Origin of the sequence: Buttiauxella sp. S19-1 (genome assembly GCF_022134725.1) — a bacterium.
Classification (GTDB): domain Bacteria; phylum Pseudomonadota; class Gammaproteobacteria; order Enterobacterales; family Enterobacteriaceae; genus Buttiauxella; species Buttiauxella ferragutiae.
In genome coordinates this window covers 1-13,764 of the sequence record NZ_JAHWLU010000124.1, presented here as the reverse complement: position 1 = coordinate 13,764, position 13,764 = coordinate 1, and the positions used below count along the sequence as shown (strand labels likewise).

The 13,764-nt window shown below is 51.9% G+C and carries 21 protein-coding genes and 1 pseudogene; all 22 read right to left on the bottom strand.

Annotation, left to right across the window (positions count from 1 at the left end; genetic code table 11):
• A pseudogene (locus MES37_RS20520) lies at window positions 1–282 on the bottom strand (N-acetyltransferase); the annotation flags it as partial.
• 3 nt (window positions 283–285) lie between these two features.
• On the bottom strand, window positions 286–555 hold the full coding sequence (locus MES37_RS20515) for a type II toxin-antitoxin system TacA family antitoxin (protein ID WP_133521979.1): 270 nt from the start codon (window positions 553–555) through the stop codon (window positions 286–288).
• Between the two features lie 793 nt (window positions 556–1,348).
• Window positions 1,349–2,197 carry a DUF4942 domain-containing protein gene (locus MES37_RS20510; RefSeq protein WP_237932551.1) on the bottom strand — a complete coding sequence of 283 codons (849 nt, stop codon included), beginning with the start codon at window positions 2,195–2,197 and terminating at the stop codon, window positions 1,349–1,351.
• A gap of 71 nt (window positions 2,198–2,268) precedes the next feature.
• On the bottom strand, window positions 2,269–2,469 hold the full coding sequence (locus MES37_RS20505) for a hypothetical protein (protein ID WP_237932550.1): 201 nt from the start codon (window positions 2,467–2,469) through the stop codon (window positions 2,269–2,271).
• Window positions 2,470–2,499: 30 nt separating this feature from the next.
• The gene (locus tag MES37_RS20500; protein ID WP_237932549.1) at window positions 2,500–2,979 is read right to left on the bottom strand and encodes a DUF5983 family protein; all 480 of its coding nucleotides are present in this window, start codon (window positions 2,977–2,979) and stop codon (window positions 2,500–2,502) included.
• 14 nt (window positions 2,980–2,993) lie between these two features.
• A complete protein-coding gene (locus MES37_RS20495) occupies window positions 2,994–3,779 on the bottom strand; it encodes a hypothetical protein (protein ID WP_237932548.1) in 786 nt (261 codons plus the stop codon).
• An 87-nt stretch (window positions 3,780–3,866) separates the two neighbouring features.
• Window positions 3,867–4,217: a TA system toxin CbtA family protein gene (locus MES37_RS20490; RefSeq protein ID WP_237932547.1), complete on the bottom strand. Its 351-nt coding sequence runs from the start codon at window positions 4,215–4,217 to the stop codon at window positions 3,867–3,869.
• A 34-nt stretch (window positions 4,218–4,251) separates the two neighbouring features.
• Window positions 4,252–4,587: a type IV toxin-antitoxin system YeeU family antitoxin gene (locus MES37_RS20485; protein WP_237932546.1), complete on the bottom strand. Its 336-nt coding sequence runs from the start codon at window positions 4,585–4,587 to the stop codon at window positions 4,252–4,254.
• A gap of 37 nt (window positions 4,588–4,624) precedes the next feature.
• Window positions 4,625–4,846 carry a DUF987 family protein gene (locus MES37_RS20480; RefSeq protein WP_237932545.1) on the bottom strand — a complete coding sequence of 74 codons (222 nt, stop codon included), beginning with the start codon at window positions 4,844–4,846 and terminating at the stop codon, window positions 4,625–4,627.
• Complete coding sequence (radC, locus tag MES37_RS20475; protein ID WP_237932543.1) at window positions 4,843–5,373, bottom strand: RadC family protein; 531 nt, start codon at window positions 5,371–5,373, stop codon at window positions 4,843–4,845. Before radC ends, MES37_RS20480 begins: the two co-directional genes overlap by 4 nt.
• Window positions 5,374–5,387: 14 nt before the next feature.
• On the bottom strand, window positions 5,388–5,828 hold the full coding sequence (locus tag MES37_RS20470; protein WP_237932552.1) for an antirestriction protein: 441 nt from the start codon (window positions 5,826–5,828) through the stop codon (window positions 5,388–5,390).
• Between the two features lie 151 nt (window positions 5,829–5,979).
• The gene (locus MES37_RS20465) at window positions 5,980–6,801 is read right to left on the bottom strand and encodes a DUF932 domain-containing protein (RefSeq protein ID WP_237932542.1); all 822 of its coding nucleotides are present in this window, start codon (window positions 6,799–6,801) and stop codon (window positions 5,980–5,982) included.
• Between the two features lie 85 nt (window positions 6,802–6,886).
• On the bottom strand, window positions 6,887–7,357 hold the full coding sequence (locus MES37_RS20460) for a hypothetical protein (protein ID WP_237932541.1): 471 nt from the start codon (window positions 7,355–7,357) through the stop codon (window positions 6,887–6,889).
• Window positions 7,354–7,917 (bottom strand): DUF4234 domain-containing protein, encoded by a 564-nt coding sequence (locus MES37_RS20455; protein WP_237932540.1) that lies wholly within the window; start codon window positions 7,915–7,917, stop codon window positions 7,354–7,356. The genes MES37_RS20460 and MES37_RS20455 overlap by 4 nt, the downstream gene beginning before the upstream one ends.
• A gap of 267 nt (window positions 7,918–8,184) precedes the next feature.
• Window positions 8,185–8,943: a hypothetical protein gene (locus tag MES37_RS20450; protein WP_237932539.1), complete on the bottom strand. Its 759-nt coding sequence runs from the start codon at window positions 8,941–8,943 to the stop codon at window positions 8,185–8,187.
• Window positions 8,944–9,000: 57 nt separating this feature from the next.
• The gene (locus MES37_RS20445) at window positions 9,001–9,189 is read right to left on the bottom strand and encodes a hypothetical protein (RefSeq protein WP_237932538.1); all 189 of its coding nucleotides are present in this window, start codon (window positions 9,187–9,189) and stop codon (window positions 9,001–9,003) included.
• A 62-nt stretch (window positions 9,190–9,251) separates the two neighbouring features.
• On the bottom strand, window positions 9,252–9,446 hold the full coding sequence (locus tag MES37_RS20440; protein WP_237932537.1) for a hypothetical protein: 195 nt from the start codon (window positions 9,444–9,446) through the stop codon (window positions 9,252–9,254).
• 254 nt (window positions 9,447–9,700) lie between these two features.
• Entirely contained in the window at window positions 9,701–10,039 is a 339-nt protein-coding gene (locus MES37_RS20435) for a hypothetical protein (RefSeq protein WP_237932536.1), read from the bottom strand.
• 691 nt (window positions 10,040–10,730) lie between these two features.
• The gene (locus MES37_RS20430) at window positions 10,731–11,345 is read right to left on the bottom strand and encodes a DUF2913 family protein (RefSeq protein ID WP_237932535.1); all 615 of its coding nucleotides are present in this window, start codon (window positions 11,343–11,345) and stop codon (window positions 10,731–10,733) included.
• Between the two features lie 117 nt (window positions 11,346–11,462).
• Window positions 11,463–12,050 carry a hypothetical protein gene (locus MES37_RS20425; RefSeq protein ID WP_237932534.1) on the bottom strand — a complete coding sequence of 196 codons (588 nt, stop codon included), beginning with the start codon at window positions 12,048–12,050 and terminating at the stop codon, window positions 11,463–11,465.
• 84 nt (window positions 12,051–12,134) lie between these two features.
• Entirely contained in the window at window positions 12,135–12,704 is a 570-nt protein-coding gene (locus MES37_RS20420) for a hypothetical protein (protein WP_237932533.1), read from the bottom strand.
• 56 nt (window positions 12,705–12,760) lie between these two features.
• Window positions 12,761–13,738, bottom strand: a complete 978-nt coding sequence (locus MES37_RS20415; RefSeq protein ID WP_237932532.1) for a hypothetical protein — start codon at window positions 13,736–13,738, stop codon at window positions 12,761–12,763.
• Between the last annotated feature and the right edge of the window lie 26 nt (window positions 13,739–13,764).

Here is a 13,764-nt window from a genome sequence, read left to right as displayed (position 1 = left end):
ACCCAATGTGACACCTGGAACATTGGCATAAGGCACTTTCCGCTTCAGTGAATTCGATGGAAGCGTTTCCTTTTCAAAAAAGCTACCAGTAAGAGTGTAATAACCGACGACCTTCGGATTCGGCTCTTTAGTCAGAAGCAAATAACCCCGCAAAATTCGACCACTATGCTGGCGTGCAAGATGTGCAGTAAGAAAATTATTTAGCGACTCCTCACCACAATCGAAGCCCGAAAAATCATATTCGATATCTTCTGAAAAAATCTCAATGGTCAAATTAGCCACGTCCTACTCCATGTTTTGTAGACGCTTAACAGCTCGATTCAGCCTCTCATTCGGAGCAGGCGGATTGCTGATGGCATCCATCACAAGGTTCCATGATTCTTTGTTGAGGAGCAGACGACGATGCTGCTCAATAATTTCCGCTGCTCGTTCTGAGGCACTGGCAACCATAAACTGGGTAATCGTCTGGTTGGACATGGCTGCCGCTTCTTCGATCATGCTCTTGTCGTCATCGGTTAATCTGAGATCGATGCGCTGTTTCTTCAATGCTGACATTACGTGCTCCTTGCCTGTTCACGCTATGCGGCAGTCATTCTCTTCGCTTCAGTTATTCAAAGAGATTTAAACTCATCTGAATTGTACGGCTTAATTCCGTACGTCAACTATAGAAATCGTCGACAAATCATTCAACTCGTCATTTTTAAATTATGAGTTCCGGATCCCGCGAATGTGTTCTGGAGACGCCAATACCACAGCTAACTCAGAGGTGAATAACGTGTTTAATTAGCTTATCTTACGCTCGCTGGTTTTCAGGTGACAAGTAGAATAATGGGAGTTACAGCGTTGCATTTTTGATGTGCGAAGGGGCTCGCAAACAACAAATTAAGACTGGATTAGTAGGGTGGATAAGCGGCAGCGTCATCCACCATTTGCTGCATATTGTCGGAAGACACTTCGCTTTTCCGACCTACAAAAAGCGGATGTGAGAAGACGTTGAGATACGGAAATGTGGTTATGTAGGCTGATTTATTGGGGTTTTATAGATTTGAATAAACGGAAGGTTGTATTGAAATGGTGTCCCCTGCAGGAATCGAACTTCACTGTTAGTCAGTTGGTGTGGCTGGGGGGTTGTAGATTCGATAATAAAAATACCCTCAATTATACCCTCGTATGTCTTTGATAACTCAGGAGGGGGCTGTGGGAACATTTTTGCTGATTTCTGAAGTCAGGATCTGTGTGTTTTTAATTCCCTTTTTGAGCGAAGCAGCTTTATCATAAATTGCATGATTGTTGTCCATGCCTGAACGTTCCATTTCCAGTGAGCAGGACGCATTGCAGCATTGTTATTTTACCTTTCAGCCAGCATCCCCGGATAGTGTTTAGCGATAATGTCATTCATCTTTTCCATCAAGTCGGGGCGCTTGAAAGTCACGTGTGCCGACCCCTTCTGAAAGTAGCGTATCACTACGTAAGTATCGTCAAAGTTCTGGCTGTGCGGATTATGCTGAATATGGTCTGAAAGTCGGTACGCAATGTCCGCCCGGCTGTCCGGTACGGGTTTGCCCTCCAGTAGATGCAGCATGCGTTCTAAGTCCACTAACTGATCCCGTTTCCAGCCCCACGCCAGCCCGTAACCCCACTTATCGTATTTCACCACATTGTTGATAATGATCCGCTTACCAAATGCGCAGGGTGAATTGGTCTTATAGTCCCAGCTCAGACTTTTGAAGACGTTAATCACGCCGCGCTCAAAGACTTCGCCTTTGCTGTTGTGCAATTGCTTAAAGGTAGAGAGAATATTGGCTTCACTGATTTCAGGAATATCGTCTCCCTCAAGGTTTCTGTCCCACTGGTCACGCGCCTGACCATCCATTAAGGAAAGCATTCCCGATTTCTTCATCAGGTCACGCCAGATGCTACGATCAAGGTTGCAGGTAATGGCTTTCATCGCAGTTTCTTTTTTCTCCATAAGCCAGCAACCACAGCGAAAATCCTGCTTCATGGCCCAGTCTAAGGCGGTCTTACCGCCGATGCTTTGTGTCAGGCGTGAGATCTCAGCGACCTGATTTATCACTCCCTCGATCTGCTGGAGTGCATTTTGACGTACGGTAACGATACGCTCGATGCTGGTGGAGCAAATCACGTCGCGCTGGTGGGTGAGCACTTCAGGTTCGGCGTGTGTGGTGAGAGCAGACATAAATTGCTTCCTTATATAAATAAAAAAGCCAGCCGGGTAAGGGCTGGCATTTCTGCGGGTAAGGTGCGGTGTTATTTTAGTGGCGAATGTTGCAGTAGCTTGAGGTGGCGCATATCACGAACGTCAGCCAGCGCCTGTTCGATACAAGGCAACAGTACGGCGGAATGGGTAAGGTCATCATCGTTGTCGAAAATGATTGTAGTTTCGCAGTCGATATTGTCCTGTAGCCAGTCGATGAGGATCTGCAGCCCTTGTTCTGTCGTGAGTGACATCGTGTTATTACCCTGCGGTGTTGTGGAAGATCACCAGTCGAATGTTTCAACACCTGGAAGGAGGTCGCCATCCGCATCCAGATGCAGAATATCGATGTGGTGGTATCGTGTGAGTGTGACGACCAGTCTTCGGCAGGCCTTTGATAGCCCGAGTCGTTTGAGACGCAGTGCAGGGTGACGTCTGGCATTCAGCCGGAGCAGATACCCGTAGCCGGTATCGAGGACCCATTGACCGTCTCCACTCTTTGATACCTGTTCCAGTCGGACGTTGTCTTCACCGGTGATATGTGCCGTGCTGCAGCACAGGCCGCTCAGCCCTGCGCTGGACGGGAGCGGGGTTTCGACGATAATCTGACCCGGTCGGTCGGCGATACGCAGTAACGTGCCATGGGCGTTGACCGCATCAACCAGTGCAGCCAGCTCAATACCGTCTATATCCACGGCAATGCGGCCCCCGTTGAGTGGCATCGCGGCGAGCGACCCGGCTTCAATATTCACTGAAATTTTCATCGTATTACTTCCTTTTAAGCCGCCCGGTAAAAGCTCTGCCAGGCAGAAAGCTGCTGGCTGATATGCTCGCGGGCTTCGAGGACCAGCCCGTGTACGGCATCGCGACTGAGCCAGTGGTGCGGACGGTCATCCTGTTCAATCAGCGTCTCCGGGAGCCACTGCTGCGCGATAATATCGCCGGTGGTGTGGCAGATGATGTCCAGGCGTACCGTCAGCAGACGGGCGTGGTGAGACAGCAGCCGCTCCAGGCAACCGTCGACTGCAGTCTCATCGATATCGTCACCGTGATATGTGGCGTCAGGCATATCGGCAACGGCCCGCAGTTCAAAGTGCTGCGTCTGGCGACTGAACAGCACCTCGTTTGCAGAGTGAGGCGTGGTGGCCTCCAGCAGATGCCAGCCGGTCTGCTCTGCGAGGGCGCATAGTTCGCGAATATCTGCCTGCAGTGCCGTGCAGAATACGGCGAAGGTCAGGTCTTCGTCCTCCGGAAATCCTTCGACCCGCGGCGTGATGCAGCCAGCATGACAGTAGTGGTTGCTGAGCGCATTTTGACGCAGAGCCACGGTGATGTCGTACAGCGTCAGTAACACCGTCAGATGCTGTGCTTCGGCATCAGACAGGCACTGACGCCGGGCCAGATGTGGCAGCAGGGTCAGGAGGTGGTCGCGGCACAGCCAGCCATAAAACGCGCAGCCGTCACCCTGGCTGTATGAGAGCCGCCATTGCCAGGCCAGGTGCGTGGGCCAGCCTGCGTCCTCCAGCAAACGCGACCCGTGACGTTTCATCAGTAAGTCAAACATGGTGATTGTCCTTATAACGGTGCAAAGGAAAGTGCAGCGTCATCATCCGCGGTAATGAGGGCGCTGAGGCTGCACACCGAGGTGGGGTTATTCAGCAGATGCCGGTGCCGGAAAGCGTACGCGGCTTAAGCCCGTGGCATGGCGGGCCCGCAGAATGTCCATCGGGGTTAAATAGGGTGCCTGTTCGGTCATGCTGAACCCGGTGCGGTCAGTGCGGACCAGCGCATAGCGTTCGACGACGTAGTTAATGGCATCCATCGGTGACAGCGATTTGTCGATGTGCTCCTGAATCACCGCGTCGTCACTGAACGGGGTATCGCAGAGCGCCAGCCCGTAATGCCGGTCGAGCAGAAACGTCAGCAGTTTTTGCCAGTCTTCCAGCGGTGACGGGCGTGGGGCAACCGCTGCCGGTGAAGGCAGCATCAGGGTGTTTTGCATGGGGAAATCCTTTATATAAGGCAGGCGTTGAGCGTTATCTGGCAGCGTCTGCGAGATAAATGGTTATATACACGTAACCGAATGAACCGTTTGTATCAGATTCACAGGTCAGACTGTTCAGCGTGCAGTAGTGGTGTTTTGCCTTGCGTGGGTCCAGTTCACCACTCTTCAGTGCAGTCTCCATCCGCTTAACAAACGCCGGAAATGTGGCCTCCAGTGTCTGCAACTGCGCCGGGGTGAATTCACCCCTGAGGCTTGCACGGTCAGCAAGGTAGTGCAGACACTGGCCCTCCTGGACCAGGCGAGCGCCAAACGAGGGTGTGATATCACTGCGCAGACCCCAGACTGGGGCGGTGGTGTGTTGTGACATAAAGGTTTTCCTTTAGCGTAAGGATGTGAAGGCGGGATTAATTAAGTGTCACGCAGCGCAGCACCAGATACGGGCCGTGTCGGTCCTGACGGCGTTCAGCAAAAACTGCCAGCACACCACGGTTGTCCCGCACCTCCCGGCCTGTGTAATGGCAGACGCTGCCGGTCCAGCGGTAGCGACCGCGACAGTACGTTGTCAGACGGGCACCGGACGTCCGGCGGTAAAGCGCCATTGCCTGGCGTTTGCTGATAATTTTCACAGCCAGCCCCGTTCCGCGAATGACACAATGCTGTTTCTGCCCACGACAAAATGGTCCAGTACCCGCACGTCAACCAGCGCCAGGGCATTTTTCAGCCTTTCGGTTATCTTACGGTCAGCCTGGCTGGGTTCAGCATCGCCGGAAGGGTGATTGTGCGCGAAGAGCACGGCGGCCGCGTTATGGCGCAGAGCAAACTTCACCACTTCCCGTGGATGGGCTTCGGTATGGTTTATCGTGCCGGAAAACAGCGTTTCGTGCGCGAGCAGACGATGCTGGTTGTCGAGCAGCAACACCATAAACACTTCCCGCTCCAGGGGGGCCAGCTGCAGACGTAACCAGTCGCGGGTGACGTCGGATGAGGTGAAGGCCACGCCGGGCTGACGCAGGTGCTTATCCAGCAGGCTGACCGCCCGCCGGATAGTGCGTTGCGCATAGGGCGTTAAGGCCGGTGGCGCATCAGATGACCCCGTAAGACAGAACAAATCAGTTTGTGACGGGGCAGGGGCGAGGGCTAATGCGGTGTTCATTTCCGGACCTCCGCTTAGTCAATCAGCCGCATGATGCCGCTGCATTCCGGGTGCGTCAGCCCGTAATCCCGCAGACGGTAAAAGTGCTCAGTCATGGCTTCACTGCCGGTTCGGCAGGCATGGTGACTCCAGGCCATCAGCGACACCGCAATTCCGGTAGCTTCGGTGCTGAGTTCAGCCTCATTACCGTTGCCCTCGTTAAACAGCGTGTAGCTTTCCTGCTCCGGTGGCATAAGGAATGCTCCACCGTTGGACAAGGTGTAAAACTCCCACACGCCACCCTGATAATCGGTATTCCACAGGTCAAGCCAGGCGAACACCTGCGGTTCGAGGTGAACCCACTGGCGGACATGGCCGAAGTGACGGCCCCAGAAGGCGACGCGCTCTTCGTCGGGAACCAGAGTGGCGGTAATAGCTGGAAGGTCAGGTTGCTGCGAAATAGCCTTATTAGTCATTGCAGCAATATCAGATGTGATGGATTCATATGTCATGATTTTTTCTCTTTAAATCAGTTTGTTGGGTGAGATACAACGGGCATCGCAGAACAAGCTGAATGCCATTTATCAAGAGAAAGGACAGATAAGCGAGATGCGTGGGGGTGATGCTTTAGCTCAGGGCCTGCTGCATTTGCTCAGCCAGTACCCACAGCGCCCGGTTCAGCTTCAGGTCACCATCAATGCCCTGCACGGCGCGGGTATGGCTGCGCTTGCCCCGGGCGCTGTGGCCCGAAAGACCGCCTTTCACCAGGTTTTCCTGGACGCGATTAAACGTCGTCCACAGGTCGCTCTTGTTGTCTTCCCATCGCCGGGCGTTCAGCACCTGTGCCGGACTCACCGGCTGGTGTGTTTCACCAAAGCGGTACGTCAGTGCGGCCTGCGCATAAGCAGACTGGTTTTCCGGTGTCAGCGTGATGGCCTGCATGGCTTCCTTGCCCTGCTCAATACGGTCAAACACGCCGAGAACTTCATATGCGCCTTCAATCACCTGGCGGGTCACGTCTCCTTTGTGTGGAATACGAATTTCACCCAGCGACTGACAACACACCAAACCGTTCGAACAAACCTGGCGGTACATGCCCGGCATCATGCGGTACGAGCTGGAGCCGTCGTGCGAATTCAGCAGCACAATTTCCTGCACTTCCTTTTGCGTAATCTGCCCGGCTCGGCGCAGGCGCAGCAGATGTCTGGCATGCTCGCGGCGGTCCGGGGTGCGCACGCGGGACTGGCAGGCAAAGAAGGGCTCAAAGCCTTCTTCATGCAGACGGTCGAGGATGGCGATGGTCGGGATGTACGTGTAGTGCGCACTGCGGGATGCATGCTTGTCATCAGCAAACACACTCGGTACACAACGGGCAAGTTCGTCATGGGTCAGTGGGCGGTCGCGACGAATCGAAGTTGCCGCGCCGTAGAGTGTGGATAAACGGGTCATGGGTAAATTCCTTATGGCATAAATGCAAAAAAGCCCGCTCATCACTGAACGGGCTACGGTTGGCGCGGATAAGTCGCGGTGGCTTTCAGGGCTGGTTTAAACAGTCCTGCCAGGTTTTACCCCTGAGCGCCTCGCTGAGGCCCCGTGCGCTGAAGGGCTTTGAATCTCCGGTTTGCTGTGAGGTAAAGACAATGCTGTCGCGAGCCCCGGTGTGTGCCAGGGCTTCAAAGGCAATGCTGGCCGGAACCGGGTCATTCGGGAACAGAGTGGTGTTTTCCAGTTGATACGCCTGCTGATTAATCATCAGGTAAAGCTTTTCCAGCCCCTCGTCAGAGCTTGCCGACCAGCTCTCCTGGCGTGAGCTGAGCCTGACGGTCATTTTTTTGTCGCTGCAACTGAGCGTCAGCTCCTGTCCTGCAGCGTTCTGCGAGCTCAGGGCAAACTCCATTCCGCCGGTGTTGCCATACCAGTTGCCCCATTCCTGCTCAGTAACGGCAGCGAATACGCTGGCTGATACCATCAGCCCTGTAAGGAGTATCAGAATGAAACGCTTCATTGTGTATTGCTCCCTTCGTTGGCCGGACCTGTCACCGGTGACACTGGTGCTGTCTGCATTGCTGGTTGCTGCAGGTGAGCCCGTAAAATCTGCTGCTTTGCCAGTGCATCCGGCAGGGCATTGATGCAGTAGTTAACGTAATAGACGCTGAAGGCAAAGGTGTAGAAGACGTTCATCTTCAGCTCCAGTTGAAACTGCGTCAGGGTGTAATGCTGCAGTGCCGAACGGGCTTTGAATGCCCAGACGATATACAACACCATCAGTGCAAGGCTGAGAATGCCTGTGATGGCAATTATCACGACCGGTGTATGCAGCGTGTAATTCAGCGGGTCAATCACCGGGCTGGTGTACGGGCGCAGCAGGGCACTCAGGCCAAAGCAGACCGCCATCCAGATAATCAGCACAGACGACGAAAAGCGCTGACCGGTCTCCTGCATGAGGGTGTCCTGGTGTTTGTACAGCCACACCAGCGGCCAGACGCCGCCGGTGGCAATCGTCATCAGCGCCAGGTGCAGCGTGGGGGTAGCCAGTTTTTCTTTGAGGGTTGTGATGGTCGACATTGTTTCAAACTCCTTGTTTTACAGACAATAGCACCCCGGCATCGCACAGACGTGCGACGGCCTTTCCGGTGAAACGGAAATGGCAGCAGGGCGGGAAACGGTTAAAAAAGCAGAGTGGCGCGGTTACGCCGGGTATGTGTTGTGGCGGGCAATTATTGTCGCGTCAGGCTGATTTGGTTTCGCTGCGGGGCTTCTCCGGTACGCTGAAAATCACCAGAAAAATCAGCAGCAGGAAAATTCCTTTGACGACAGCGCCAGGGTTGGAATTCATTTGGGGAGTCCTTGAGGTTGCGGTAACGGTTTGAGAAAGGTGGTTGAGGCAATGCGGCCGATGGTGCGGGTGGAGGCAATATCGACGGCCCCGCTGACGAGTCCCCCGGCAAGCGGCACCAGACGTACAATGTGCTCCGCGCTGACCAGCCCCGCACGGGTCGCCAGCAGGGTCAGGGTTTTCTCGGCAACCTGCTGTGCCACGGCAGCGGTCCAGCGGTCAATGGCCTGTAAGGTGAGGTCCTGCAGCAGCGCCTTGGCGGCATTGCCACACAAACACAGCCCGGCCAGGGCGCGAATGCGCTCGTCAGACAACCGGTGCTGTCCAAGGCAGGCGAGTGCTGCCACCAGGCGGGTTTGCAGGAACAACACACTGGTGATATTCAGTGGCAATGTAACGGGCAGAGCCACCACACCGCCAATGCCGGACAGAAAGCCACTGCTGCCCGCTTTAATGCTCTCCCAGTGGATCAGATTACGCGCCGCCAGCGCCACATCACCTCCGGCGTCAGCAAGATAACGTGCAGCCAGTGTTTCGGCAGACTCGATACCGGCAATACCGCTGACGGCCTTGTCGTAGAGCCAGCCTGCAATGGCGTGGAGGTTACGGGGGCGACCTTCGAATGCTTCTTCCGGTTCGTCGTCGATCGTAGTCGTACTAAACGCCTCACGTTCTTCGTCTTCATGGTCGTCGTGGTTATGGTTCAGTTCCATTGTCAGTCCTGGTGAGTTACGGGCAAAAAGAAGGCCGGGCACCTGTGAAAGTGAGTCCGGCCAGTGGGGTGAAGCTGTGTATTCGCGCAGAAAGGGCTATCAGCTGCTACGCTTATTCCTGATTTCCTGGTTGATGATATCGAGGCAGTCGTCGCAGATTGAGTTGTCCAGTGAAATGAAACGGACCAGCAGACTGCGTCGTTTCCGGCAGTGAGAACAGGGAAAAACGGGTAAAAAGAGGGTGAGACCTGCGGTGAGCAGAGCGATGGCGACCAGAATATAAATCATGTTAACAACCTGATTATTAGGGGGGGCGTATCAGAGTGGGCGATTGTCGCGTTCAGATGCAGCTACCAGTGCCGCCGGTATTCCTCTTCTTCCATCGCTTCCAGACAGTCATCGCAAATCTCTTCGTGCAGGCCATTGAAGCACACCAGCAGGTTGCGTTTTTTCTGGCAGTAGGGGCAGGCCCGGTGGCGTAACAGCAGCCCTGCGACAAAGGCCGTAAACAGCAATCCTGCGAAGATCAGTAAATAAATGAACATGCAAAAACCCCTGTGAATGAATGGGTACCATGCTACGGAGGTCACTCGCGAGCGTCCAATAGGCAGTACAGATCAATAATGGCGTATTGATCGTTGTGAACGATCGATGGTGTGACAGCATCCGGGGGGCCTCTGTGCAGACAACAAAAAAACCGGCCTCACCTGCGAAGATGAGTCCGGCCAGATATACACAGTAGTGATATAGGTCTGAAAAGATTTGGAAATTTATCTGAAGGATCTTATCGATATTAGCTTTAGAAAACATTAGGCTCTTTGTCGAAGCAATAAAGATCGGCAATATTAGTCGCATTTATTATTATATTATTTATTCTTCGCTGGAGTTCATTAGCTTCTGGTTGAGTGATATTTTTAACGTCGAAGAGAAAACAAAATGCATTATCTCCTGATGCATTCCGTTCTTCTTTTAGGCACACTTTTGCTTCGTTTTTGCCATCTCGTTTCATAATGTAGGGACGTTGGTTGTTAATTTCGACAGTGAATCCGATGATATTGTTATAAACAAGGGAAATAATGTCCTCAGGAATAGAGCGTTTGTTTTTTGAATGAAGAGAAAACATGGTCGATTCAAGCATGGATAATTCCTTTAAATGTTGGGCCAATTAATAGTGTTATGAGGTTATATTTAACAACTGGAAAATAGATTTAATATTTGTTCGGTGATTGATAATCAGCTTGGTTCTAATCGATATATTACGTTTATAAACAAAAAAAGGTGGAATTTTTTGCGTATAAGTGCCTAAAAGTATTTTTAGGCTGAATGATACTGTTTGTAGTGTGATACGGGTGCAAGCCTCCATGTACTGCGCAGGGTATTCAGCCCACTAATAAGCGCTTCGGCAAGAGGTAATCCGGGGGTAGCTGCGGCAGAATAGTGGCTTGTGTAGCCAAAAACGGGTGTGCGGGCTCTGGCGTGATCCAGTACCCGGCCTGCGGATGTCATAGGGTCCCATGCAGTGGTAAGTTGAACCAGACACCCTTGTTGCGTAATGGGAGCAGTCAGCTCGTCACCGTGCAGTAACGCGGTATACGCCACGAGGCGCAGCTGCTGCGCAAGCCAGTGCTAGCGATGCCAGCCTGCCATAAAGCCACTGGCAAACGCCCTGAAGCAAAACCGAAAGTGGTCAGTGCCTGAGAGGGGAAGTTGTAACGTATGGGCCGGTAATTCACTGATAATCTGACGATAAAGTGCGTCGGTAGGATAATAAAGCATGGTAAGTCCCTGAGTTTAAGGTTACATACCATAGTGCGGTGGTGCGGGCGAACTCAGTCAGGCAGCAGAGTTAACAGTATGTGCCCGTCACCCGTCTCGTCAGTGGAATACCGGAATGCTTGCGCATCAAATGCTGCCAGGGCTGTATTCATCTCGCCTTTTATCACAAAGGGTACTTCATCTCTAAGCTGCCCGTTTTCAGCAAAATGTTGCGTCAGGTCGGATTTTTTGACCAGTAGTGCAGAAACGTCCGCATACTCCGTCAACAGCGTCGGAATATCCCATTCTGCGTCTGAAACCGCCGCGTTGACCCATCCCTGCGCTTTAAGTGTTTCAATGGCATACGTCAGGCGAAACAGGTCAGATTGTTGTTTGACGGGCGACGAACACGACGCCCAAAGGTATTCCAGTCGCTGGTGTAACCCGGCTGCGTGACCTTTCTGGCGTCCGAGTTTCAGTAAGCTCTCAATGTCGGGTGCAACGGAACGTGGAAAACGACGCTGTTTTTGTGCGCTCGCCAGCCAGCGAATCAGGAAGGTATGAGTCATCAGCGGTGACGATGCCTGGCTATCGCGCTGCGCCAGCCGTAAAGCAATCAGTGCGCACCAGGCCAGGTGAGCGAGATCGGCAACGGTTTGTTTCGGAGAGGCATTGGGGCTGAATTTCATGTGTATTTGTATGGTCGGGGGTGGAGGTATTAGCATGATAAATTGAAATATGAAGTACCGTAGAAATCTTTCAGGCGATCATTCATAGCCCTGACCACGCTTGCCTTTGTTCTCTGATTACTTACGTTTTTGCATGGCAAATACACTAACTACTGTCAATATTCCGGCACCTGCTGCCGCTGCAATTGCCACATACTTAGATAATCTGGCAGTCTTATCAATGGTACTGCTTATTTCCGAAGAACGTGAATGGGCATGCTCATTTGCCTTGAGCGAAATTGTTGCAAGGCTGGTATCAATTTTTTGTTTTAAAAGAAGACGTGTCTCGGCATCTCGTTTCCAGCGCAGTACCCGGTCGTCATGCCGTTGCGTATCTTCACGATCCCACAACTGTTGTTGCTCTTTTTCGGACAATAGTCGGGAGAGCTCCGCGAAAATATTATCCGATAACATCTGGAATCTTGCACGTCGTATGGGCTTAAGTTTCCAGTCTACATTATGCACAAGCTTGTTTCGATAACCTGCAAGACTATTGATCATGCCAGACAACTCAGGTGATAGATTAGCTTGTAAAGTTAACTGACGAAGCCCTTTTCCTTTAGCACCAAAATCCATTCTGAGCATTTTTTCAATATGACCCGATATCATAACCCATTCACCAATGATGAGTTTCCGTTGTTGTTTTTCTTCCGAGTTTAATGACATTGATTATTCATCCTGAATGATTTTTTCATCGGATGTTAAAGGTCTAATATGATTGTGGCAATTATGTAGGTGCTAGAGAATATTTCAGCGTCGATTGGTATTATAGAAATCAGCAAAATACCCCGCATTAAGCACATCCCACCACGCGAAAGCACTCATCAGCAGGATTAGTGCAGAAACTATAAGCGCCACTATGGATGTCGTTAAACTGAACATCAATGTTGCTGATATCATTGTACTTTTTACTGCGCTCAGGAGCATAGCGATGTTATTGAGCGCCGATGGCAACGCGAACAGAAAGACCACGACGAAAAAGATATCAATGACAGCCAGTATGTACCGCGTTTTCCATCGTGCTCTGTCGGTTATCTCTGCCCGGCCTTCATTGTTAAACCTTACAACGCTCTGGCTGCGATTGACGCTTTTGTACATCCAGATCGTTGTGACAGGCTCTCTGGTATTCATGATGAGCTGTATTTCGCGGTATGTGGCGTAACGATGCCCGGTTGCCCGTGCAAAGTAATGCGTAGCCAAATGTGGATCGTGCCCTTCCTGGTGCCAGAGTATCAGGAATTTTTCCAGGCCTTCGCTCTCGGCTTTTTTATCGGGTAAGAACCAGGACACCATGTCCAGTAAAACGTCAGATACAGCCATTCTGGATTTTCCTGTTATTCATCAATCTGAAGACGGAGTGGACAGGATAGTACCGTTTATCTGTTGACTGATTTTGATAAACAATGGGATCGGCATTTCGGCCAGAACATGATGCGTTTCGCCAGCGCTTCCAGAAATAACTCAGCTGTCAGCGGGGCTTTTTCCTGCGCGGCGCTGAGTTTCCTTCCAAAGCGACTGAGTTGCGACATATCTTCTTCAACTGTAAAGGGATGCAGACTTTCATCCAGCCGAAAATGAGGTGTCTGTAAGAGTGCAGGATTGCAGTGTGATGTGCCACCAGCGCTACCGGTGATTGTCAGCCAGCGCCGGATGATTTTCAGCAGTAAGTCGTCGGTGTAATCTTTTTCCGGTACATAAAGATGAAGCCGCACGTAAGGTTTGCCGCGTATATCCTGCATAACCACCCAGAAGTAGCCAACAAGTTTACTGAGGCTTTGCTGATGACGCAGGCCGTTCAGTAATGTGGATACGGCTTTCATTTGCTGTTGTAGATGGCAGTGATAATCGTTCTGCGGATGGCCCGGTGATGTTGATGACCACTCAAGAAACAATGCCAGCCGGAATGTTTTTACGCCGGGTTCAGCACCATGTTGCGTGTAATGGTAATCGGTGAGCATTCTGGCGAGACGCTGCTTTTGTTTCAGCTGTTTGTTCAGCGCCTGCCTGGCAGGTAAATATGCATCAGGCAAATAGTGTTGCGATCGTTGAAGAACATTACCTTTGCCGTGATGAACAAGGACGAGCGGCTGGAAGTGTGTCCCGGCGCGGCAACTTCTCACATCTGATATATTTTTCAGCGCTGAATGCCATGCTCCCGGCTGTATCGGTGTTCCGGGTTGCCAGATCCCGGACGCAACAATATTTTCTGCCTGGCGACGCATTCCATCGAGTAAGGTGAACAGGCTAACTTCCTCAAACCAGAAGCGATAGTCTCGTCTGAGTTCATGTAAGTTTTCACGAGCCTGATCCGGTGAGTCCCCCATGACACTTCTTAAATCGCTGAACATTGTCACCTGTTAACTCCCGTAAACTTCTTTAT

Excerpts from the sequence above, each read along its gene's own strand:
- MES37_RS20515 (WP_133521979.1), bottom strand. The coding sequence starts at position 555 with ATGTCAGCATTGAAGAAACAGCGCATCGATCTCAGATTAACCGATGAC.
- MES37_RS20510 (WP_237932551.1), bottom strand. The coding sequence starts at position 2,197 with ATGTCTGCTCTCACCACACACGCCGAACCTGAAGTGCTCACCCACCAG.
- MES37_RS20505 (WP_237932550.1), bottom strand. The coding sequence starts at position 2,469 with ATGTCACTCACGACAGAACAAGGGCTGCAGATCCTCATCGACTGGCTA.
- MES37_RS20500 (WP_237932549.1), bottom strand. The coding sequence starts at position 2,979 with ATGAAAATTTCAGTGAATATTGAAGCCGGGTCGCTCGCCGCGATGCCA.
- MES37_RS20495 (WP_237932548.1), bottom strand. The coding sequence starts at position 3,779 with ATGTTTGACTTACTGATGAAACGTCACGGGTCGCGTTTGCTGGAGGAC.
- MES37_RS20490 (WP_237932547.1), bottom strand. The coding sequence starts at position 4,217 with ATGCAAAACACCCTGATGCTGCCTTCACCGGCAGCGGTTGCCCCACGC.
- MES37_RS20485 (WP_237932546.1), bottom strand. The coding sequence starts at position 4,587 with ATGTCACAACACACCACCGCCCCAGTCTGGGGTCTGCGCAGTGATATC.
- radC (WP_237932543.1), bottom strand. The coding sequence starts at position 5,373 with ATGAACACCGCATTAGCCCTCGCCCCTGCCCCGTCACAAACTGATTTG.
- MES37_RS20470 (WP_237932552.1), bottom strand. The coding sequence starts at position 5,828 with ATGACTAATAAGGCTATTTCGCAGCAACCTGACCTTCCAGCTATTACC.
- MES37_RS20465 (WP_237932542.1), bottom strand. The coding sequence starts at position 6,801 with ATGACCCGTTTATCCACACTCTACGGCGCGGCAACTTCGATTCGTCGC.
- MES37_RS20460 (WP_237932541.1), bottom strand. The coding sequence starts at position 7,357 with ATGAAGCGTTTCATTCTGATACTCCTTACAGGGCTGATGGTATCAGCC.
- MES37_RS20455 (WP_237932540.1), bottom strand. The coding sequence starts at position 7,917 with ATGTCGACCATCACAACCCTCAAAGAAAAACTGGCTACCCCCACGCTG.
- MES37_RS20445 (WP_237932538.1), bottom strand. The coding sequence starts at position 9,189 with ATGATTTATATTCTGGTCGCCATCGCTCTGCTCACCGCAGGTCTCACC.
- MES37_RS20440 (WP_237932537.1), bottom strand. The coding sequence starts at position 9,446 with ATGTTCATTTATTTACTGATCTTCGCAGGATTGCTGTTTACGGCCTTT.
- MES37_RS20435 (WP_237932536.1), bottom strand. The coding sequence starts at position 10,039 with ATGCTTGAATCGACCATGTTTTCTCTTCATTCAAAAAACAAACGCTCT.
- MES37_RS20430 (WP_237932535.1), bottom strand. The coding sequence starts at position 11,345 with ATGAAATTCAGCCCCAATGCCTCTCCGAAACAAACCGTTGCCGATCTC.
- MES37_RS20425 (WP_237932534.1), bottom strand. The coding sequence starts at position 12,050 with ATGTCATTAAACTCGGAAGAAAAACAACAACGGAAACTCATCATTGGT.
- MES37_RS20420 (WP_237932533.1), bottom strand. The coding sequence starts at position 12,704 with ATGGCTGTATCTGACGTTTTACTGGACATGGTGTCCTGGTTCTTACCC.